A 21731-nucleotide genomic window follows, 5' to 3' on the forward strand; every position below is an offset into this window, starting at 1 on the left:
GACAAGAAAAGTACATACCGCCAGTGGCGCTAAAATATGTCCTTTGAAAATAAAATGTCCTTTGTTAACTTTGCGAGTGGCGTGGCCGATATAACACCGTCTTCAATGGTGGTGTTAAAAAGCATTACCCTCAACTGACTATCGGTGATCGTTTCCTTTAAAATCCCCTCCAACGATTTCTTATAATTTTGATTGTATAAGTTTGACTTCGTGAGCAGGTTAGCAACATCCTGCTTATGGTTTTCATATATTTCGGCCGCATTGAAGAATGAAAGTTGGTGATAATAAGAATTGGCTTTATTTAATGAAATAGATATGTCACTTGGATGATAAACAGTTTTAACACTCTCTGTGTTGATGAGGAAGATGACATCATCATTACTTTCATCAACGTAAGGATACTTATAGGGAAAAAGAAAATCTCTTTTCAAGATCGTATTGCAGTATGCACAAGAAGGAATGAAATTAGCTAACGTCAAGGAGAATAAAGAAAATACTGATTTATTATAAAAATGATCCAATTGCGCGATGGCTTCGCCTTGTTTGTCTTTTTTGTAAGTCTCGATGTACTGCCTATTACAATAAGGACAGATTGGGACATTTATTTTTTGAATAATATTATACCTCGTTTCTTTATCAATAAAAGAATAATCAAATACCTCCTTGAAATTAACGTTAATTAATTTTAATTCTTTAAGAATCAGATCATAAAACGCCCAGTACTTTTCATTGCTTTTTTTGGCATTGTCGATAAGATTTGCGTTTACCAGCCCAATCAGCGGAGTAATACTGTTATCTCTGAGGTCACGGTAAATGCCCTTCATTTCATGATTCTTTACATTCACAAGAGAGTGGCGTTTAACATAATCAAAATACGCTTTCCCTTTGATTAAAAAATCTTTCAACAATAAATACCCGGAGATAAATAATTCTCCTTTCAACCCTTTAAGATTATTGTTGTCAAAAGGGTTAGTCAGGATAACTTCGATAAAATCATTGTCTAGCGACACATTATTTGGCAGAGTAATTAATTTATGTTTAATGGTTAACCGCTTGCTGGCAGGTAAGGTCATTTTTTTTGAAATGAGATCGATGTAATTCTTAACGAAACTTTCATCATCAAATGGCGTACTAGCGAGATTGATCATTTCAAAGCTCCTTTTTTAATTGTGCAATACGTTTTTCAAGTTTTTCAATCTCGGCTAAAGTGCTTTCATTTTCGCCAAATCTAGAATGAAACATTTGTAAAAGTCTGTTTTTTATTAATGGATCACCGATTAAGTCAATTACATTCCTGGCACTACTTACAGTATATTCCGCGGTGTTCTCACCCCTAATGAAAGCAATTAACCCTGCTATTTTCGTATTAGCAAATTCTCCAATGGGCGAATCTAAAAAAAAGCTATCATTAATGATGTCATAGATGTTACTGCCGAAACCAAAGTTAGAGTGAGAAACGGACAGGCTATCACTCACTCGAGAGATTCTCAGGATGTTCTCTTTCGGCAAATCGCTAATAAGATACGGTGAATGCGTTGTCATTATTATTTGAAATTCTGCCGTATCTTTATACTTATGTAATACCGAAAGCAGTCGACTAAGAAACGTTCTGTTCCATTCGGGGTGTAAATGCCGATCTATTTCATCAATTAATATGAGGAATTTTATTCTACCATACTCAAGGTTAGTTTCTATTTTGCTGTATATCGAAGACATAATCCTGATAATTGAAAACTCTCCATCACTTTTTTCCGGGAACTTAATTTTGAAAGGATTAACTATACAGCCTTTACTGCGTAACGTTAGCAAATCAAAAACCCTGCTATCATACTGACCTAATGTTATGGTTAAGCAGCACTCGTTATTATTATAAGTGAAATAGTTCTCCGGGAATTCTTCCAGAAGATTGACAATAGCGAGCCAGTCCATTTCAGTAGGAATCCCATGAACATCGTCGGCGATGTTCACAAACTCATAAAGTCTATTTAATAGAAAGTACTTTATTCCAGGATAATCATCAAGCTTACCACTATACAACTTATTATTATAAACCATAAATTTAGCAGCAATTTTTTTATCTATTGATTGATCAATGCTGTCAGGAAAAGGGTCTTTCGAGCTTAATAACATATGTTCGTTAATCAGCATTTCGAGCATATGCAATATAAACAAGTGTTTGCCATTTTTTATTTTATCGAAATTTTTAACACCTCTTGTGTAAATCCTTTCCTTTGTATAAAATCCATCCAACTCCTCGTAAAGAAGAATATTATCTAAATCACTAATTTCGGAAGATGAAAAATGTGAAGGGACAAAAAGTTTCACATGATCATGTTTAACTCTCTCATCTAACTCGGCGTATTCTTCAAGAAGGTATTTATACACCCATTGATTTTCGGTTAATAAATAATCTCTTTTAAATGAGATATTGGCATCATCCTGGAAATTAGGCTTCCTTTTTTTCATTTCTGCAAAATGCAAGACAACAGATTGATTTTTGAAGGAATTTATCTTCTCAGCATTGAGATCCCACTGATATATGGCACCAGGGTTTTTTTCGTTAAAATAGAAAATAAAATCCTTTTCGACCTGGATGGGACTGCAAAGTAGCAATTCAGAGTTGTATCCCTCAACCGCAAAGAGATCATCTTCAAGATGGTAAACTGCAAACCATTCAGCGGGAGAAAGCTCAAACCTACGGTCTATTTTTTGCAGACCTAAAAGTGACAAAAGTGTGCTTTTACCTACACCATTCCTCCCTACCACTGCGTTAATATTGGTTATATGTTTATCAAACAAACCTGAGGCACTATTATCATTAGGGCCAATATCTATTTTTTTATCTTTTTTATTGTATGCGACCTTATAAGATCCATTAAATGCAAACTCCAGGTCGTAACTTTGACCTCTGACTGTTTTTACATAGATAAACAATAATTCCATTTAAACGTCCTTTTACGCTTGTAAGCTCGAAAGTGGTATTGTTTGACCAAGATAAGTCTTTCTGACGACAATAATAAGTTCAATAAGCAGGTCACGTTTTTAAAAAACTTCTTTGATTAAGACGATCAATATCATTTAATTCGTTAACGCGCACCAAACGCCTTGCGCCACTTAGTCGGCGAGGTGTTAAGCCGCTGCCGAAAGTGATGGCGCAACGTTTCGGGCGATCCAAAACCGGCCTGCTCGGCTACCCGCTCAATACTCAGCATGCCGCTCTCAAGCAGCGCGCAGGCTTTCTCCAGACGAACGCTCAACATCCACTCGCCGGGTGTGGTACCGGTGGCATCATGAAAGCGACGCAAAAACGTGCGTCGACTCATACCGGCTTGCCTGGCCAGCTGCTCAATAACCAGCGGCGTATTCAGATTGCCGCGTAAATCATCCAGCAGCGGAGAGAGCGTTTTTGCCTGACGCTGCGGCACCGGTTGCTGAAGCAACTGCGCCTGATTGCCTTCACGCAGCGGCGGCGTCACCATTCTGCGGGCGGTACGATTGGAGACTTCAATACCATAATCCCTTCGAATCAGGTGCAGACATAAATCGACACCCGCCGCACCGCCCGCTGAAGTGATGATGTTGCCCTCATCGACATAAATCATGCCATGCTCAACGTGAACCGCCGGGAACCTTTGCGCCAAAATATCGGTGCTATTCCAGTGGGCCGTGGCACGCTTTCCATCCAGTAATCCGGCCGCTCCCAATACAAAACTTCCGGCACAGATGGAAACAATGCGCGTCCCCTTGCTGTGCGCTTGCTGTAACGCCGCAATCAGCCGGGGCGATGCAGGCTCATGCACGCTGCGCCAACCAGGAATAACAATGGTGCCCGCGGCTTCCAGCAGTTCAAGTCCGCCATCCACCACGAGGCGAATTCCCCCCTGCGCGCCAAAGGTGCCCTCTTCCACTGAGGCTACGCTCAAATCATATAACGGTGCGCCAAAAACCTCGTCTACCCGACCGAAAGCCTCAACGGCCGTACCGAATTCAAAGGTACAAAGGCATTCATACGCAAGAAGCACCAGGCGGCGATTGATGGGTGCAGGAGAATCGGCGCGGCGCGCTGAGGTGATGTGCATATAAGGTCTATCCGCAATATTGGCATGATCTTGACGATATATGGCATCGCGCGCAATTTCCATCATCACGTCACTGTTTCATGCTGGCACTCACTTACCGTTTTACAGGGATTGCGTATGAAGAACATGTTAGCGCTGATGGCGGTTTGTCTCGCCGCTTTAATGTCTGGTCTGGAAATATCCAGCGTGCCGGTAATTTTGCCGGTGCTTGAGCGCGAAATGCACGCCAGTTTCCGCGAGTTGCAGTGGATCATGAACGCCTATACGCTCGCCTGCACCGCAGTGCTCATGGCCACCGGCACGCTGGCGGACACCTATGGACGCAAGCGTGTTTTTCTCATCAGTATCTTGGCGTTTGGCCTCACCTCACTGATGTGTGGCGTGGTCGACAGTGCGCGCTGGCTGATTATTGGACGCGCGCTGCAAGGCTTAAGCGGTGGTGCCATGCTGACGTGCCTGATTGCCATCCTTTCATCCCAGTTCCCACAGGGAAAATCACGCAGCCGCGCGTTTGCGGCATGGGGGATGACGTTTGGCTTTGGTCTGGGGTTTGGGCCGATCATTGGCGGCATGCTGGTGGCCTGGTTCAGCTGGCAATGGGTATTTTTGGTACACGGTTTTATCGCGTTACTCACCCTGATTCTGGCGATGAAAAACGTGGTGGAGTCACGAGATAGCGAAGCCAAAAAACTCGATTTTGCTGGGCTGGTGACGCTATCTCTCAGCGTAGTGGGCATCACCTACCTTATCACCCAAGGGCGTTCCCTGGGTTGGGGCAGCGCAATCGTGCAGCTCTGTATGCTGGTCACCGCGGTCAGCGCGCTGCTGTTTGTGTGGATTGAAACGCGCCATCCTCACCCGATGTTTGATTTCACCGTGTTTCGCATTCGCCCATTCTCTGGCGCGCTGATGGGCTCGATTGGCATGAACTTTAGCTTCTGGCCGCTAATGATTTATCTGCCGGTTTATTATCAGAGCGGTCTGGGCTACAGCAGTATGGCAACCGGGCTGGCGCTGCTGGCCTATACCTTGCCTACGCTGCTGATGCCGCCGATTGGTGAAAAACTGGTGGTCCGTTTTGGCGCGGCGCGCTTGATTCCGCTGGGTTTGTTGAGCATCGGCGTGGGCTTCATATTGATGAAATTCGCCGCTGAATATCACACCAGTTTATTACCCGGCGCGCTGCTGGCAGGCATGGCGTTGGGGCTCACCAATACACCGGTGACAAACACCACCACCGGTTCAGTGCCCGGTAACCGAGCGGGCATGGCATCAGGAATTGATATCAGCGCGCGGCTGATTACGCTGGCAATCAATATCGCCTTGATGGGGAGTTTGCTGGTAGCCAGCGTGGCGGCAAGTTTGAAACGCATCATACCAACCCTCAACGATGCGCACGCGCTGGCAGAACAGATTGCCAGCGGTGGCGAGGTTGCGCTTGCTCATGACGTGGCGCAGCAGGTGCTTACTAAGGGATTTTCAGCGGTGCTGACGTATGGCGCGACCGGCGTGTGCGGCCTGGCGCTGGCGAGTTATTGGTTATTCAACGGCAAATCGAAGCGCACGCGTACCATCGCCGATAAGGGCTTTGTCGGGTGCACTGTTAAGCGCACCCGCTAGAACATAGCCCGAAATCTTCCTATTCAGGCGTCTGTGAGGAGGAACGATTATTCGATGACAAAGAGATGCCCAGGCCTAATGCCGCCATTGCAACGATTGGAATGCCGATCATCCACGGCAGGGTAAACGTCACAGCAAACAGCGCCGTGCCCGTCGCCGGCCCCACAGAGTCACGCAGATCGCTGACCACGGATAGAGCGGCCATATAGGTTGCCCGCAGCCGGACCGGAGCCAGTTGATTGACTGCTGCGGGCATCAACGGTCCGACCATCATTTGGGAAAGGGAGTAGAAACAGACGGCCACGATCAGAGAGAAGAGATGAGAGAAAATCAAAAGCCCGGCAAAAGCCAGTATCAACGTCGCGCCAGCACTGAGAATGATGAACATCGGCGAACGCAGAGCCAGCATTCTGGTCAATGTTAACTGCCCAAGTGTGTTAAGCACCGCGCCCAAAGTGAAGAGAAACCCGACATTGGTGCTGCTGATCCCCAGTTGATTATGGGCATAAAGCGGCATGACGGCTTCGACCCAGCTGCCAGCAACACCCAGCAGCAGCGCCCAAATCAATAATGCGGCAAGTCGGCGATCGCGAAAAGCGGGCATTAACGCACTGAAGCCCTCCTCGTCTTCAGCGTCTTCGTCTGCGAGTTGCTGCCGGGTTTCGGGCAAGAGAATAACCAGCATCACGCCACCGCAAAGCATAGAAATGCCACTGGCCAAAAACACGTAACCCAGGTTGCTTTGCACGATTAGCGCTCCCAGCAGCGGCCCCGCGATCCCCCCCGCGCAGGCGAAAACGCGAGCTTTACTGAATTGGTTGCGATGCTCAGCCTCTGGGGTTACATCAGCGATCAGCGTGTATATCGTCGGATGAAGTACGGATTCAAAAATCCCGATGATAACCAACACGCAGGCGGTTTCTACCACGCCATGGGTGAAAAAGAGGGCGATGAAACCAAGGCCGATGCCGCTGGCCGACCCAATTAGCACCGGCCTACGACCAATGCGGTCGGCAATGCCGCCAATAAACGGAGCGGCGATCAGTTCACCGCCGGCATAGCAGCCAAACAAAAAACCGATTAGACCAATGGGAATCGCCGCCGAGTGCTGAGCCCAAAGTGGAAAGAAAGGCACCATAAGACCGTCAGCGAAGCCCGCAATAAAGAAGAGAATGAAGCCAGCAATTTGTGGGTGGGGAAATGAAATCAGCGGAAGAGAAATTTTAGACATGTAATCGTTACCTGCACACCAGAAATACTCCATTTCGGAGTAGGAGGATGTGCGTTGGCTAACGTAAACGCTTACGACCTTGTTAGGGCTCTGCTAAAGTAATCAATAATTTTTTAGCATTCAACAATAATGTGCAAACTGCCTACAGCTTCAGGGTTTTATTCTGCATTATTGCGGGCTTCACTCACCTGTTGCTGAGCGTAACTCGCCAGCCACATTTTTTTCAGCATAAAAGTTAGCGGAATGGCCAAAATCGCGCCAATGATGCCGAGCAGCGATTGCCAGATAAGGAATGCCAGTAGTTGCGTAGTTAGCGCCATATTCAAACGCTTGCCTAATAACAACGGCTCAATGACTGAACTGAGTAGTAAATTCAGGGCGATAAAGAACAGCGCCACTATCACCGCGGTTTGAATATCAAACAGCATATAACTTTGCAGAACTGGTGGGATCGCTGCCATAAACGATCCCAGCACCGGAATATAGTTAAACACAAACATCAGTACGCCCCAGAAGAAAGCGAATTTAAGTCCGAGAAAGTGCGCGCCAGCCCAGACAACAATGCCACCGAGAATACTGGTGAGGGTTTTGACCTGCGCATAAACGATCACGCTTTGAATGCCCTGTTCAAGCGCAATGTAATAGGGCTGATATTTATCCGCGGCGCGTTTATGTAGCGCGAGTTTTACGTTCTTCATTTCGTAGAGCATAAAAAACAGCATCAGAAATACCATCAGCCACCAGGAAAGGATGCTGGGTATTTGCGTGAGAAACCCGGTAACAAAACGCACCACTTCACCGGCATCAATAAAGGCCAGCATATCGTTGGGCGTCAGGACAATACCCAAATGGCCAAAAGCCTGGGTAATGGGTTCGAAGCGATCGGCCAGTAGCTGCGGCGCCTGGCGGCTCAGCTGTATAAGATCGGGCGTTAAAACAGTGAGTTTGATGATGGTCAAGACAATCACCAGCAGCAGTAAAACAATCACCAGCAGTGATGAGACCACGCGTGGCACGCGCTTTCGCTCGAGCTGATTAATGAGGGGATCAAGCATGATCGCCAGGAAAAGAGAGAGTAACACCTGACTAATTAGCGGGGAGGCGAGATAAATGCCGGTGAGAATAATGGTCAGCGTGGCAAGAATGAATAGCACGCGCAAAAACATCGGCCATAAAGAAAATCCATTCAGTCCCATCTTGAAGATCCTTTAGCGAATACCACGGATATTATAGAGAAAAATCTATCCGCCGAACCCTCTTTAACACGTCCTGGAGAACGATGATATTCCCGACATCCAGACACGATGATTGCTGGTCTGGATGTCATCCTCTGCTATCTCCGCAATTACCGGGTTCTGAATCGCCTTGTGAGGGGTTTCTCAATTTCCACTATCAAAAACATCACGAAGCCGATGAGTAGGGTAATAACCCAATAACGGAAAGGCAGCGCGGTAGTACCAAACAGCAGTTGCATAAAGGGTGCATAGATAATCAACAGTTGCAGCACCAGCAGTACCGCACTCACAATCCAGATGCCTTTATTCAGCAGCAAACCTTTGCTTAATGAAAAACCGTCGGAGACGCGGCAGTTCAGCATATAGAACCACTGAGCCGTCACCAGCGTCTGCAATAACACGGTGCGAATAAACTCGGGCGAATAGCCGCGCGGTTGTAACCATGCTTCCAGCACAAAGGCGCTGATGGCAATCATTGAACCGACAAAAATGACTCGCCAGATGGCAAATCCATCCATCACATGCAGCTTAGGATCACGCGGCGGGCGTCGCATAATATTTTGCTCTCCGGCCTCAAAGGCCAGGCCGAAGGAGAGCGTGGCGGAGGTAGCCATGTTCATCCACAGAATTAATACCGGTGTGAGCGGAATTAAATTCCCTGCCAGCAGTGCAATGATGATCAGTAACCCCTGCGCGAGGTTCGTCGGCATAATAAAGAGAATGGTTTTTTTCAGGTTATCATAAACCCGCCGCCCTTCTCTGACGGCGCTAGCGATGGTGGCAAAGTTATCGTCTGTCAGCACCATGTCCGCGGCTTCTTTAGTGACTTCGGTACCTTTGATTCCCATGGCGATGCCGACATCTGCCTGCTTCAATGCAGGCGCATCATTCACGCCATCGCCGGTCATACCGACGACCTCTTTTTTGCTCTGCAGCGCCTGCACCAGGCGGAACTTATCCTCGGGGCTGGTACGGGCAAAGATGTCATAAGATTGCGCCGCTTCACTGAGTTGATGATCGTCCATCACTTCCAGTTCACGTCCGGTAATGGCGCTCGCGGCGTTACCAATACCCAACATCTGACCAATACTCATGGCCGTTTGCGGGTGGTCACCGGTGATCATTTTGACGCGAATCCCGGCTTGCAGGCAGTCGCCAATTGCGGTGATGGCTTCCGGCCGCGGGGGATCCATCATTCCGGCAATCCCCAGCAAAATCATGCCGTGATGCAGATCCTGATGGGTTATTTCACTTTGTCCTGGCGTGGCGGGTTTCCAGGCCGCTGCCACCATGCGTAATCCTTCGCGCGCATACTCTTCAATTTTGGCCTCCCACCAGGCGAGGTCGAGTGGCTGCAGACCGGTTTCCGTCTGCTGCTGCTGGCAATGCCTGAATAACACATCGGGTGCTCCGGTGAGCAGCACACACTCCTCTTCGCCAATGCGATAGTGGGTAGACATATATTTGTATTGCGAATCAAAAGGAATCTTACTGCGCAGCTCCGTGATCACCGACGGTAGCTGCCCTTTTGCCGCCAACACCTTCAGCGCGCCTTCGGTGGGGCCGCCGGTGATCTTCCATAGCCCGTTCTCATCTTTAATCAGCTGGCTGTCATTACACAAATCAATGGTGCGCAGATAGCGCTCCAGCAGCGACCCTTGGATAATCGTCAAAGGTGCAGCATCGTCAGCTTTATGAATGGCCCCCACCGGTTCATAGCTTACGCCCTCCACGCGGTAAATCTGATCGGCGGTGATAATGGCCTTTACGGTCATTTCATTCATAGTCAGCGTGCCGGTTTTATCCGAGCAGATTACGGTCATCGCCCCCAAGGTTTCCACGGTGGGCAATTTACGAATGATCGCCTGCTGCCGGGCCATGGTTTGCACACCCAGGGAAAGAATGATGGAGATAATGGCGGGTAATCCCTCGGGAACCGAGGCAACGGCAAGGCTAATCAGTGAAAGCATGAGCTCGGAAACCGGCATATCGCGGAACAACAAACTGAAGACAAACAAGGCTGCCATCATCGCCAGAATAATCAGGAAAATGGCTTTACCCAGTTTGTCCATTTGCACGAGTAGCGGGGTGCGATGCTTCTCGATATCGGACATCATCTGGTTGATGTGGCCCAGTTCCGTGGCGCCGCCGGTCGCCACCACCAGCCCTTTTCCGCCCCCCGAACTCACGGTGGTGCCGGAGAACAGCAAATTCGTGCGATCGCCCAGCGGCAGTTCTCCACTCAGGGCCTCTGTACCCTTCTCAACGACTGTGGATTCGCCGGTAAGAATCGCTTCTTCAACCCGCAGATTATGGGCTTCGATAACGCGCAGATCAGCCGGGATGCGATCGCCCGCGCGGATAACCACCACATCGCCGGGTACCAATGCGGTGGTTGCCAGCGTCTCGTGATGACCAGCGCGGATAACCACCGTTTCACTGGAAAGCATATTGCGAATGCTCTGCAGGGATTTTTCCGCGTTGCTCTCCTGAATGTGACCAATCAGGGCGTTCACTACCGCAACACCGAGGATCACCAGCGTATCCACCCAGTGGCCCATCACCGCCGTCAGGACCGCGGCCGCCAGCAATACATAGATTAAAACATCGTTAAAATGGGCCAAAAAGCGCAGCCAGGCTGGCTTGCCGGGCTTTTGAGGAAGCGCATTTTCTCCATACTGCTTTAATCTTGCTTCCGCTTCGGAACCACTTATCCCCTCGGTTGAACTGCCGGTATGCGTCAGCGCTTCATCGACAGAAAGCTGATAATAGGTACTTTCCGGTTTAGCTGTATTCATCGCTTTCTCCTCAAATCCTGTTTCGGAAATCAAGGCGGTGATATCCGGTTATGCACAGATTGCCATTAAACGAAAAGCGCAGACTCATTATTCCAGGCTGGAAAGAGGCGCGCTCAGGGTTGAAAAATAGGTAATTAATGGCTGCCAGCCCTAAGCTGAGCAGCTAAAAATGCTGTAAGGCCAACGCTATAAATTTGAAAAATGAACGCTATAAACGTAGCACAGGTAAATTCAGCGCATTCATTTAGCAAAAGAAATAAGCAATGTGAGCGGGAAACTTATTCGCGCCCTTCACATCGCAATAGATAATAAAAAAATCAGTGTAAATTCATTGTAATGCCAGAAGTCCCACGTCTATTATGAAAACATTATGGCGATACAAAACTCTAGCCACATGGATTTAATAACTATAAAAATAGCATTTTGTGGATTTTTGTTTTATTGATTTCAATAAAAATATTACAAATCATCTCTCTTTACTTTTTTTGACTTATCGGTCTATGCTCATCCATAACAAAATATCTCATTGAACCCTTTCCCGTTTATAGCGATGACGCCGTTTTACTGCGGCCCTGGTTAATGGAGGCAGCTATGCCTGTCTACAGCCTTTTTCGTATCAGCCTGTATGTTGTCCTGGCGATTATCACCTGCTCTGCCGTTGGCTTATTTACCTACGCGGTAGTTTCGATGTTGGGAAACTAATAAGCCACTAATAATAAAGTTGATAATTAACGCATTATTTCTGAGGGTAATACAGTGACGCGTTATTTTACTCTGCTTGCCATTGTTATTTTTATAACAACCGCTTGCGATCAAAAAAAGCAGGAAGTCGCTCCGCCACCGCGCATGGTTAAAGTGTTTGACGTTATGGCTTCCGGCGCATCGCAACAGCGCATATTTCCGGCTCGCATTGAGTCTGGCGATTCCACAGAGGTGTCATTTAAGCGTGGAGGGCAGATTGAGTCATTGGATATTCGTCAGGGAACCCGCGTGGTGCAGGGGCAGCAAATCGCCAGATTAATCGCACGCGAAGCCCAGCAACGCGTTAATGAACGACAAACTGCCGCCACGCTTGCCCAGCGCCAGTTTGCCCGTTTTCAAACGCTTTCAGGCCGGCAGGCAATTTCGCAGGCAGAGATGGACGTGCAGCGTGCCAATCGGGATGCCGCCAATGCAGCGCTACAAATCGCGCGCGAAGAGTTAGGTCAAATGACGCTGACCGCGCCCTTTAGCGGTATTGCCGCTACGGTTAATGTTCGCAATCATCAGGTGGTTGCCGCCGGTCAAACCATCGCCACCCTCACCCGCACCGATCTACTCGACGTGGTGTTTAGCGTGCCGGAGAACCTGTTTACCGCGTTAGATATGCGCAACATGACTTATCGACCCGTGGTGCGCATTAATAGCCTGCCGGATCGTGAATTCCAGGCAGAATACAAGGAACACACCGGCAGCAGCAGCAGTAACACCCTGACATGGCAAATTATTTTGACTATGCCGCGCCCAGCAGATTTTCCTGCAGTAGGCGGAGTGAGCGGCACGGTGACGATTAATCTCGCCAATTTGCCAGCCAATGTGGATCGTGAATCCCTCGTAGTACCTGTTGAAGCCGTGTTCAATCCGGATAACAGCCAGCGTAACGAACCCCACGTATGGGTTGTGCAGGGCAGCGGCGATCGGCTGCACGTGGAGGATCGAAAAGTCAGCGTCGGTGCAGTGACCGATCGCGGCGTGGTGATTACCGCCGGACTTCAGGCAGGGGAACGCGTGGTCGCCGCCGGGGTGAATGAACTGCATGCCCAGCAGCCGGTGCGCATCTGGACGCGTGAGCGGGGGTTGTAATGGATATCTCCCGGCAGTTTATTGATAATCCGGTGCGCGTCTGGCTGGCGATTCTGTTATTGGGCGTCGGCGGTATTTTTGCCCTGCTCAATATCGGTCGCCTTGAAGATCCCGCGTTTACCATTAAAACCGCGGTGGTGGTTACGCATTATCCCGGTGCCTCCGCTCAGCAGGTGGAAGAGGAAGTCACTTTGCCACTGGAGAACGCGCTGCAGCAGTTGCCGTACCTAGACAACGTCAGTTCGATCTCATCTAATGGGCTGTCACAGATTACAGTGAACATTGCCTCACGCTACCATTCCCGTGAATTGCCGCAAATATGGGATGAACTGCGGCGCAGAGTGGGCGACGCGGCGCGTTTCTTTCCTCCCGGCGTTTCTGCACCGTTCGTCAATGATGATTTCGGCGATGTCTTCGGTTTTTTCTTCACGATTTCAGGCGATAACTTCAGTAATTCGGAGTTAGTGCAGTACGCGGAGCAGCTGCGTCGTGAACTGGTGCTGGTTCCGGGCGTGGGGAAAGTGGCGCTCGGCGGAGTGATCCCCCAGCAAATTAACGTCGATGTTTCGCTGACGATGATGGCTGCGCGCGGCATCACCCTGCCGCAACTTGCCAGCGTGCTGAGCCGCCTGAATGTGGTTTCAAGCGCGGGAGAGATCAAAGCCGGGACGGAATCTATCCGCCTGCATCCCACCGGTGAGTTTCAAAACATCGAAGAGTTAAGCAATCTGCTGGTGAGCCCGCCGGGCGACCACGCCACCACCCGATTACGCGATATCGCTACGCTCTCGCGTGGGCTGAGCGATTCGCCCTCCAGCTTCTACCACGCGAGCGGACGTCCGGCGGTGACCATGGGAATTTCGTTTATCCCTGGGGTAAACGTGATTGACGTTGGTCGTGCGCTGGAGGCCAAACTGCAGCAGATGTCGGCAGAAAAGCCAGCGGGCATCCAACTCAATGTTTTTTACGATCAGGCTGCGGAAGTGGCGCACTCCGTGAATGGCTTTATTGCTAATTTCCTCATGGCATTAGCGATTGTGGTCGGCGTGCTGCTGATTTTTATGGGTGTGCGCAGCGGCATAATTATTGCGCTTTCACTGGCGCTGAATGTGCTGGGCACGCTGCTGATCATGTATCTGTGCGGTATTGAGCTACAGCGTATCTCGCTGGGCGCGCTCATCATCGCCCTCAGTATGCTGGTGGATAATGCCATTGTGATTGTCGAAGGCGTGCTGATTGCGCGCCAGCAAAACTCGCCCCTCATGACCACCATCAACTTCGTTATTCGCCGCACCGCCTTCCCCCTCTTGGGAGCGACAATCATCGCCATTCTGGCGTTTGCCCCCATCGGATTATCGCAGGATTCTACCGGTGAATACTGCAAATCGCTGTTTCAGGTGTTGCTGATTTCCCTGCTGCTGAGCTGGTTTTGCGCCCTCACTATCACACCGGTACTGATCAAATGGTGGCTGTTTAACGCGCAGGCGTCAGCCGCCGCCGCGGTCAGTGTCTCACCTTATGAGGGTGGATTTTATCGGCTTTATCAGCGGGTGTTGCAGGTGCTGCTCACGCAGAAAACCCTCACGCTTTCTCTGATGGCGGTGCTGCTGGCGTTAGCAATTTGGGGATTCGGCTCGGTACGGCAAAATTTCTTTCCGTCTGCCAATACGCCGATCTTCTTTGTCGATCTCTGGTTACCTTACGGCACCGACATCAAATCTACTGAAAACATGGCCAGCGAGATTGAGAAATCAATTACCGGCCAGCAGGGCGTGATCTCGACGGTAACCACCATTGGTCAGGGCAGCATGCGCTTTATTCTCACTTATAACGGGCAGCGCCAGTACAGCAATTACGCGCAGATCATGGTGCGCATGGACGATCAGCGCAATATTGCCGCCCTTACCCGGCGTATTGACAGCTACATTGCACGCCAGTATCCGCAAGTGAACGCCAGCACCAAACGGGTGATGTTTGGCCCTTCCGGCGGCAGCGCGATCGAGGTGCGTATTAAGGGCCCCGATCCCGACAGAATGCGGCTAATTGCCAGCCAGGTTGATGCCATCCTGACTCAGGATTCCGCCACTGATAGCGTGCGGAATGATTGGCAAAACCGCAGCAAAGTTATTCGCCCGCAGTACAATCTGGCGCTCGGTCGTGAGTTAGGCGTGGATAAACAGGATGTTGATAACGCGCTGGAGATGAATTTCTCAGGCAGCCGCGTGGGGCTTTATCGTGAAGGCGCCGATTTGCTGCCGGTAATGGTGCGGCCGCCGGCCAGCGAGCGGCAGGACGCCAATCATCTGAATAATGTGCTGGTGTGGAGCCAGAGCCAGCAGCAGTATATTCCGCTCAGTAACGTCGTAAGCGGCTTCAGCTTGCAATGGGAAGATCCGCTGATTCTGCGCCGCGATCGCAGCCGGGTGCTGACGGTTCAGACCGACCCGAATCCGCTCAGCAACGATACGTCCGGTGATATTCTGGCGCGCGTAAAGCCGCAGATTGATCACATCCCGCTGCCGCACGGATACAGCATCGAATGGGGAGGCGATGCCGAAAGTTCCAGTGAGGCGCAGCAAGGAGTGTTTACCTCGCTGCCGCTGGGGTATCTGGTGATGTTCGTTATTACCGTGCTGATGTTCAGCTCACTGAAGAATGCCGTTGCCATCTGGCTGACGGTGCCGCTGGCGCTAATCGGTGTCACGCCCGGTTTCTTGATCACTGGCATTCCGTTTGGTTTTATGGCCCTTATCGGCCTGTTAAGCCTGAGTGGCATGTTGATCCGTAACGGAATTGTGCTGGTTGAGGAGATTGAACAACAGAAGCTGTTGAAGCCGCAGGGAGAAGCGATCCTCTACGCCGCCACCTCGCGTTTGCGCCCGATTTTGCTCACGGCTTTCACTACCGTGCTGGGACTCGCGCCGCTGCTGCGTGATGTATTTTTCCAAAGCATGGCGGTGGTGATTATGTTCGGCCTGGGCTTTGCAACCGTGCTGACGCTGCTGGTTCTGCCGGTGATCTATGCCTGCTTCCATCGCCAAACCGCGTCATGAATAATACCGGGCTCAATGTCATCAAAACCCTGGGTTGCATGGCGGCAGTGACGTTCTTCACCCTGTACAACACCTGGGATCGCTACGATTATGATTACCACTGGATTCTGGCGTTTCTTACCTTTATTTCCACCATTGCTACGCCGCTGTTTTTTGTCGTCGCCGGGATTATGGATGCGCGCGCCGAGCAGGATGTGCACTGGCAGATTGGAAAGATCAGAAATGTGGTGATCGTGTTTCTCTTCTGGATGACGATCTATTACCTGTGGGAACCCTATCAGCGCGGCTATTTGATTCAACCGTGGTTCGTTTTCTCATTCATTATTATCTACAGTTTTCATCCGCTGCTGCTCTGGCTTAGCCGGCATCGGCTGCTGTTCTGTGGGCTGGTGTTTAGCCTGCTGGTCTTTTCTTACGGCTACGACCTGCTCTCGGTTTTGTATCCTGATGAGCACCTCTTTAGTCTGGAACCGCAGTATCGCCTCTGGACGTGGCTGCTGTTTTACTTAACCGGCCAGCTGCTGGGCGATGCGCTAATTGCCGACTGGATGGCGCGCAAAAAGGTGGCGCGCGGCGCGATTATCGCCCTGCCCGTTATTTATCTTTTCACCTGGTTTTACGAGCAGCACTTCTTCTTTGCGCTGTTTAAAGCCGATCGCAATGCCTTCATCCTGACCGGATCGCAAATCTATCTGCTGGTGGTGGCGCTGGTCATTGCCGCCAGCGAGGTGCGCTTTCGCCGCAATGCGGCCATAAAAGAAGCCCTGCTGGGGACCATTAGCAAAACCATGACCGGAGTCTACATCCTGCATTATTCGGTATTCCACCTGGTGACAGCGCTGATTCCGATTACCTCGTTAGCCACCAAGCTGACGCTGATTGTGGTCACCTTTGCCGCCTCGGTGTTGCTGTCGCGGCTGATTCTCGCCAGCGGCTGGTTGAAACAAGTCATAACGCTTTAAGGCAGGGTTGAACATCAGCCTGGCTGCTGCAATCGATGCGCCCTTTTATCTGCAGCATCATAAAATCAAAAAACGGATTGGATGTATTGCGCATCAGGGTATCAAGCCCAACGATCAGGCTGGCGGTTTCGCCACGCAGTGAAATGGTGCCAAAGCTAATGCCATAACGGTTCCTTTCGCTCGGTTCGCGGCCATACAACGAATCGCTAAGCGGAAATGGCAGCGCAATATGCGATAGAGAATACGTATCCTGCGGCCACGCCGCATGCAATGAACGCACTCTCTCTTGAGTTTCTTCAGCCGGGGTAATACGCGCCACGGTGTCATAGGTATTGGGCGACGCATTGGTGATCACCGTGGATGTGTAGCGACGCGGTGCCGGGGGCAATAAACTGTTTGCTGCCGAATACAGTGCGGGTCTGAAGAGCGCGCGTAGGTTTGCCGCCTGATTGATGTCGAACATCACCAGCTCGCTGCCGTTATCCGGTAAATAGCGATAAAACGCATTCACGACCGCGCGGGTGCTGACGGTGGAATCCAGCACGGACTGGAAGGTCAGCACCGGTGGAAATGCCTGCATTGTTCCGCTGCGTATGATGTGCAGCATTTGATCCTGCATGGCCTGGGTTAGTAGCCAGGATTGACGCGCGGCGCGCACAGGAAATGAGTTGTATTTAAAGGGATTATATTCCGGAACGATACTCAGCCAGGCGGCTTTGGCGAATCCTGGAATGGCAGCTGGCCAGCCTGCTAATCCGGCAAATCGCGCATAGGCGGTGACGCCTATCATCGGCGACAGCAGCACGATCTGCTGCGGTTTACGCAGCGCGTTATTTTGCAGGCTATCGAGGCTGTACTTCACGGCTAATGCGCCGCCGTTGGAGTAGCCAACCAGATGCAAGGGCACATTGTTTCCCGCCAGGCGCGTGGCTTCGCGCACCGCTAAGCGGGTCACCGCCATCCACATTTGCCAGTCGACTTTAGTGAGCGAGCCGGGTGCCGTGCCGTGACCGGGCAAGCGCGGCACCACCGCTACAAAGCCCTTTTGCTGATAGGCCTGCGCCAGATAACGCATGCTGTAGGGCGAATCGGTTAACCCATGCAGCAATACCACAGCACCTTTCACCTCACCTTCTGGTTCAAGGATAAAAGAGCGATTCCAGTCGGTATCAAACCGCGCTGGATAAACTGAACTGTGTTGGTTAAAGCGGTTAAGCGGCGTTTTCTCCTCATCACTGAGTTGATCGGTTACATTGACTTTCATGTCATGGAAAATGGCATCTTCTCGCGCCAGATAATCAGCGAAGCTGGCGCGATCAATCTCATCTTTCGCCATTTCATGTGCAGCCCAGGTATGCCAGCGGTGCAATGGCGGCCCCTGCTCGGATTGATAACCGCGAATCCCCAGAAACACGATGAGTAAAACCAACACGCCCACGGCTGTTCGCTTAAGGAGTTTGCCAATTTTATCTTTGTACAGTGCGTTAGCGGCATCAGAACGCATAGCGTAACCAGGCGAACAGCACGTTGCCGTTATTGTAGGTGCCGGGAATGTAAGTGAACTGCACGTTGAGGCGTTTATAGCCCGCAGAGAACAGCGGCAGGACAATGGGCAGCGGGACATAATTGGCGAAATCATCCCGTGCCGTAATGCCAGCGGTTAGCCCCAGACCGAGACGAAAATCGCGCTGCTGGTCCAGATACCAACCTTTCTCCCAACCATAGCCAACAATCGGCTGCCATTCATTATGCGAATCTTTAAATGCCATCGCATAGAGCGCGCTCCAGTTACCCTCTTCATTGATGCGTGAAACGCCGAAGCCACCGCCCCACGGCGTTTCATTATAGTTGTCCGTTTTCTCTTTATCGTAAGCGAAGCGCGCGTGCCAGCTAATAAAGGGCAAATAGAGATCGTAATACTGCGGTTCCTGCCAGGTTTGAGAAACGTCCTGCTTGAGCCATTCCCAGCCATCACTCAGCGTGCCAGCCGCGCTGGCAGGAAAGACACTCAGAATCAAGATAAGAGACCAGGTCACCTGAAGACTTCGCATAGTTTATGCCTCTGAAATTCATCGACATGAAAAGGGGGTGAAAAAGCTGACGTGCTAAGAGAGCAGATCAAGCCACTTAACCGGGTAGATTATAGTTGCTTGTTATTGCTATAGGAAATTTCTGACGGGCCAAATGCCCATGGCTATGGGGCGATAAAATCCGTTTTATAAACGTATCAGAAGCGGCCAGGAAGCCCTTTCGCGCTTCCTGGTTTTATATCAGAACGGTCCCCAGTTTATCGCCACGCCAATCAGCAGCATCACTACGCAGATAACAAACCACACGGCGATGACCGGCGCAACAAAACGCAGCCATTTGCCAAACGACACGTTCGCCGTGGCCAGAACCGCCATCAGTACGCCTGATGTAGGGCTCATGCAGTTTACGATGCCTTCACCCAGCAGCACCGTCTGCACCATTACCTGACGCGTCAAACCAAGGTTATCGCCGAGCGGTGAGAAGATGGGAATCAGCAAAGCAGACTCGCCGGAACCGGAAGAGATGCCGAAGTGCATCAAGGCGGCACTGATAAACATACCAATCGCTGCTGCGGTTGGCGGAATAGGCGCCAGCAAATCAGACAGGAAACCGACAATCGGGTCCAGCACGTTGCCCTGCTGCAGCACCAGCGAAATCGAGGCTGCCATGCCGACGATAAACCCGCCCTTCACCAGCTTCGAACAGCCGCTGAGGAAGGTGTTGGCGATATCCGAACCCGACATGCGCCCCATCAGCCCCACGGCAATTGAGAGCAAGATAAACATCGCCGACATTTCACTGGTGCCCCAGTGAAACTTCACCGCCCCACTAATGAACAGCAGCAGCGACAGCGCGACCGTACTTAAAATGAGCTTATGACGACCCGTAACCTTCGCCGTTTGCTCAGCGCCCTGCGCCTGTTTTGGCCGCAGATACCCATCCTGACGCGCGCGACGGATTGACCAGATCAGGTAAGCAATCGCGCTGACGACAAACAGCAAACAGGTAATACCGCGAAGTAGCATGCCTGAGAACAACGGCAGCTGTGCCAGATGCTGAGTTAAACCGGTGGTCGCCGGGTTGAGGATTGCCACGTTGAAACCCGCCGCGCAGGTGAGGTAAACCAGCGACGCGCCCAAAATTGGCGGCAACCCCATTGAGCGCGCCACCAGCAGGCCAATGGGCACAAACGCCACCACCGCGTTGACCACGACACCGGTAGTGCCTAACAAGGCAAAGATAGTGCCGAAAATCAGCACCATGCGCGTGTCACTGAGGCGCGTGCTGCGCGACAGGGAATTCAACGCCGTGGCGATGGCACCCGTTTCCTCAACCACCGCCAGCACGCCACCGGTAAATAGAATCAGAAAGATAATCGGTGCGGACTTCACCATCCCTTTGGCAATCGCCGTAAAGATTTCCAGCGGATAAACCCCGCTTTGCGGTACCGCATGCAAACTGTCTTTTACGGCAAATTTGATCCCGTCACGCGTGACGAAATCAAAGACGCCGGCCGGAATTAGCCATGTTGCTACCGCCGCCAGAACCAAAATGATAAACAGCAAAAGATAAGGACTCTGCCCGCTTTCCTGCACGGGCGCTGCGCTGCTGGCCTGCTGAATGTTTAGTTGTGACATGGCGTGACCTCCTCAGTGTCTGCGAGGATCATGCCTGCCACTAACGCTGCGCGCGGGACGATGTCGGCAATAATAATGTGCTCATGACGTGCGTGGATGCCCGCACCGGTTGCGCCGAGACCGTCCAGCGTCGGTAATCCCAAAGCCGCCGTAAAATTGCCGTCGCTGCCGCCGCCGACCGATTTTCCTTCCAGCGAAAAGCCCAGTGCCTGTGCCACCCGTTGGGCGCGCGTTAACAGCAGCAGCGAGGCGGGCGTCTGGCGCATCGGCGGACGTTTCTGTCCACCGCTGATGCGTAAACCAATCCCCGCGCTAAATGGCTGAAGTTGATTGATGGCCGCATCAATGCGCTGTGCCTCTTCTTCGCACGTGACGCGCGTATCAATACCGAGTTGCGCGTAATCCGCCACCACATTGATGCGACCGCCGCCGTTGGCGATGCCGACATTGACCGTGGTGCCGCGCTCTGGCGCATTCAGGGCATGCAGCACCAGAATTTGCTGGGCCATCTCCTGAATTGCACTCACGCCCTCTTCCGGATTATTGCCGGCGTGGGCAGCTTGCCCGGCGATGGTGATGTCATAACGTCCGGTGCCTTTGCGCGCCACTTTCAGCGCCCCGCTGCCCGCCACGGCAGGCTCAACCACTAAAACCTGATCGGCTCCCGGCGCATGTTGCGCCAGCCAGTCGCTGGAGCTCGGGCTGCCTAACTCCTCATCGCTGTTACACAGGAAAACAATGCGTTTGCCCACCAGCTGATCCAGCGACTGCAAGGCGCGCACTGCCCAAATCGCCTGGACCAGCCCGGCTTTCATATCCAGTACGCCTGGCCCGAATAACTTGCCCTCTTCTTCGCGTAGCGTCAGTTCGCCCCGATCCCAGACGGTATCGAAATGGCCGATGATAGTCGTTTGCGGCCCGCTATCGCCCAAGGTGAATTTGAGGTGATTGCCGTACTTCTGCTGCCGCGACACGCTAGCGCTAATGCCTAACCGTTGCTGAAACAGGCTTTGCAACACTTCACCACACTCGTCAACCGCCAGTTTGTCGTGCGAAGGCGATTCCGCCGCCACCAGACGTTTGATGTCTCCCAGAATTTCATCGGCATGGTGCTGCAAATAATCTTTTATATTTTTCATGTTATTACCCATCTGTCTTAGTGTCACAGCCAGTATGCGCAGAAATATTGACGTTAAAAAATGAGGAGTAAATGTTAATATTGTTGCTCTGAGAGCAACAGATT

The 21731-nt window shown here is 51.1% G+C and carries 14 protein-coding genes; 4 read left to right on the forward strand and 10 right to left on the reverse strand.

What is annotated here, in order from left to right:
• Positions 1–29: 29 nt before the first annotated feature.
• From AAGR08_RS22240 to AAGR08_RS22250, 3 genes are all read right to left on the reverse strand, one after another.
• Positions 30–1148 carry a hypothetical protein gene (locus AAGR08_RS22240; RefSeq protein WP_345830229.1) on the reverse strand — a complete coding sequence of 373 codons (1119 nt, stop codon included), beginning with the start codon at positions 1146–1148 and terminating at the stop codon, positions 30–32.
• 1 nt (position 1149) lies between these two features.
• On the reverse strand, positions 1150–2943 hold the full coding sequence (locus AAGR08_RS22245) for an AAA family ATPase (protein ID WP_345830231.1): 1794 nt from the start codon (positions 2941–2943) through the stop codon (positions 1150–1152).
• A gap of 143 nt (positions 2944–3086) precedes the next feature.
• Complete coding sequence (locus AAGR08_RS22250; RefSeq protein WP_345830827.1) at positions 3087–4079, reverse strand: helix-turn-helix domain-containing protein; 993 nt, start codon at positions 4077–4079, stop codon at positions 3087–3089.
• A gap of 117 nt (positions 4080–4196) precedes the next feature.
• Here AAGR08_RS22250 and AAGR08_RS22255 point away from each other — a divergent pair, with 117 nt between their 5' ends.
• Positions 4197–5699 carry an MFS transporter gene (locus AAGR08_RS22255; protein ID WP_345830233.1) on the forward strand — a complete coding sequence of 501 codons (1503 nt, stop codon included), beginning with the start codon at positions 4197–4199 and terminating at the stop codon, positions 5697–5699.
• Positions 5700–5718: 19 nt separating this feature from the next.
• Here AAGR08_RS22255 and AAGR08_RS22260 read toward each other — a convergent pair whose 3' ends face one another.
• The 3 genes from AAGR08_RS22260 to AAGR08_RS22270 form a co-directional block, all read right to left on the reverse strand.
• Complete coding sequence (locus AAGR08_RS22260; RefSeq protein WP_345830234.1) at positions 5719–6930, reverse strand: MFS transporter; 1212 nt, start codon at positions 6928–6930, stop codon at positions 5719–5721.
• Positions 6931–7088: 158 nt separating this feature from the next.
• Positions 7089–8126, reverse strand: coding sequence for an AI-2E family transporter (locus AAGR08_RS22265; RefSeq protein WP_345830236.1), 1038 nt, complete (start codon positions 8124–8126; stop codon positions 7089–7091).
• Between the two features lie 149 nt (positions 8127–8275).
• Entirely contained in the window at positions 8276–10963 is a 2688-nt protein-coding gene (locus tag AAGR08_RS22270) for a cation-transporting P-type ATPase (protein ID WP_345830237.1), read from the reverse strand.
• A 756-nt stretch (positions 10964–11719) separates the two neighbouring features.
• Between AAGR08_RS22270 and AAGR08_RS22275 the strand changes: the two genes are divergently transcribed.
• The 3 genes from AAGR08_RS22275 to AAGR08_RS22285 are packed head-to-tail and all read left to right on the forward strand — an operon-like array spanning position 11720 to position 16820.
• Positions 11720–12805, forward strand: a complete 1086-nt coding sequence (locus AAGR08_RS22275; protein ID WP_345830238.1) for an efflux RND transporter periplasmic adaptor subunit — start codon at positions 11720–11722, stop codon at positions 12803–12805.
• The gene (locus AAGR08_RS22280) at positions 12805–15858 is read left to right on the forward strand and encodes an efflux RND transporter permease subunit (RefSeq protein WP_345830239.1); all 3054 of its coding nucleotides are present in this window, start codon (positions 12805–12807) and stop codon (positions 15856–15858) included. The genes AAGR08_RS22275 and AAGR08_RS22280 overlap by 1 nt, the downstream gene beginning before the upstream one ends.
• Positions 15855–16820: an acyltransferase family protein gene (locus tag AAGR08_RS22285; protein ID WP_097098266.1), complete on the forward strand. Its 966-nt coding sequence runs from the start codon at positions 15855–15857 to the stop codon at positions 16818–16820. The genes AAGR08_RS22280 and AAGR08_RS22285 overlap by 4 nt, the downstream gene beginning before the upstream one ends.
• Here the strand turns inward: AAGR08_RS22285 and AAGR08_RS22290 are convergent.
• The 4 genes from AAGR08_RS22290 to AAGR08_RS22305 form a co-directional block, all read right to left on the reverse strand.
• Complete coding sequence (locus AAGR08_RS22290; protein ID WP_345830240.1) at positions 16807–18324, reverse strand: alpha/beta hydrolase; 1518 nt, start codon at positions 18322–18324, stop codon at positions 16807–16809. The genes AAGR08_RS22285 and AAGR08_RS22290 overlap by 14 nt on opposite strands.
• Entirely contained in the window at positions 18314–18871 is a 558-nt protein-coding gene (pagP, locus tag AAGR08_RS22295) for a lipid IV(A) palmitoyltransferase PagP (RefSeq protein WP_345830242.1), read from the reverse strand. The genes AAGR08_RS22290 and pagP overlap by 11 nt, the downstream gene beginning before the upstream one ends.
• A gap of 219 nt (positions 18872–19090) precedes the next feature.
• On the reverse strand, positions 19091–20488 hold the full coding sequence (locus AAGR08_RS22300; protein WP_345830244.1) for a Na+/H+ antiporter NhaC family protein: 1398 nt from the start codon (positions 20486–20488) through the stop codon (positions 19091–19093).
• A complete protein-coding gene (locus AAGR08_RS22305) occupies positions 20476–21627 on the reverse strand; it encodes a M20 family metallopeptidase (protein ID WP_345830245.1) in 1152 nt (383 codons plus the stop codon). The genes AAGR08_RS22300 and AAGR08_RS22305 overlap by 13 nt, the downstream gene beginning before the upstream one ends.
• Positions 21628–21731: the final 104 nt, after the last annotated feature.

Origin of the sequence: Pantoea sp. BRR-3P (assembly GCF_039621635.1) — a bacterium.
Taxonomy (GTDB): domain Bacteria; phylum Pseudomonadota; class Gammaproteobacteria; order Enterobacterales; family Enterobacteriaceae; genus Pantoea; species Pantoea floridensis.

Bases quoted from the DNA above. Each gene is read 5' to 3' on its own strand.
- AAGR08_RS22240 (WP_345830229.1), bottom strand. From the start codon at position 1,148: ATGATCAATCTCGCTAGTACGCCATTTGATGATGAAAGTTTCGTTAAG.
- AAGR08_RS22245 (WP_345830231.1), bottom strand. From the start codon at position 2,943: ATGGAATTATTGTTTATCTATGTAAAAACAGTCAGAGGTCAAAGTTAC.
- AAGR08_RS22250 (WP_345830827.1), bottom strand. From the start codon at position 4,079: ATGCACATCACCTCAGCGCGCCGCGCCGATTCTCCTGCACCCATCAAT.
- AAGR08_RS22255 (WP_345830233.1), top strand. From the start codon at position 4,197: ATGAAGAACATGTTAGCGCTGATGGCGGTTTGTCTCGCCGCTTTAATG.
- AAGR08_RS22260 (WP_345830234.1), bottom strand. From the start codon at position 6,930: ATGTCTAAAATTTCTCTTCCGCTGATTTCATTTCCCCACCCACAAATT.
- AAGR08_RS22265 (WP_345830236.1), bottom strand. From the start codon at position 8,126: ATGGGACTGAATGGATTTTCTTTATGGCCGATGTTTTTGCGCGTGCTA.
- AAGR08_RS22270 (WP_345830237.1), bottom strand. From the start codon at position 10,963: ATGAATACAGCTAAACCGGAAAGTACCTATTATCAGCTTTCTGTCGAT.
- AAGR08_RS22280 (WP_345830239.1), top strand. From the start codon at position 12,805: ATGGATATCTCCCGGCAGTTTATTGATAATCCGGTGCGCGTCTGGCTG.
- AAGR08_RS22285 (WP_097098266.1), top strand. From the start codon at position 15,855: ATGAATAATACCGGGCTCAATGTCATCAAAACCCTGGGTTGCATGGCG.
- AAGR08_RS22290 (WP_345830240.1), bottom strand. From the start codon at position 18,324: ATGCGTTCTGATGCCGCTAACGCACTGTACAAAGATAAAATTGGCAAA.
- pagP (WP_345830242.1), bottom strand. From the start codon at position 18,871: ATGCGAAGTCTTCAGGTGACCTGGTCTCTTATCTTGATTCTGAGTGTC.
- AAGR08_RS22300 (WP_345830244.1), bottom strand. From the start codon at position 20,488: ATGTCACAACTAAACATTCAGCAGGCCAGCAGCGCAGCGCCCGTGCAG.
- AAGR08_RS22305 (WP_345830245.1), bottom strand. From the start codon at position 21,627: ATGAAAAATATAAAAGATTATTTGCAGCACCATGCCGATGAAATTCTG.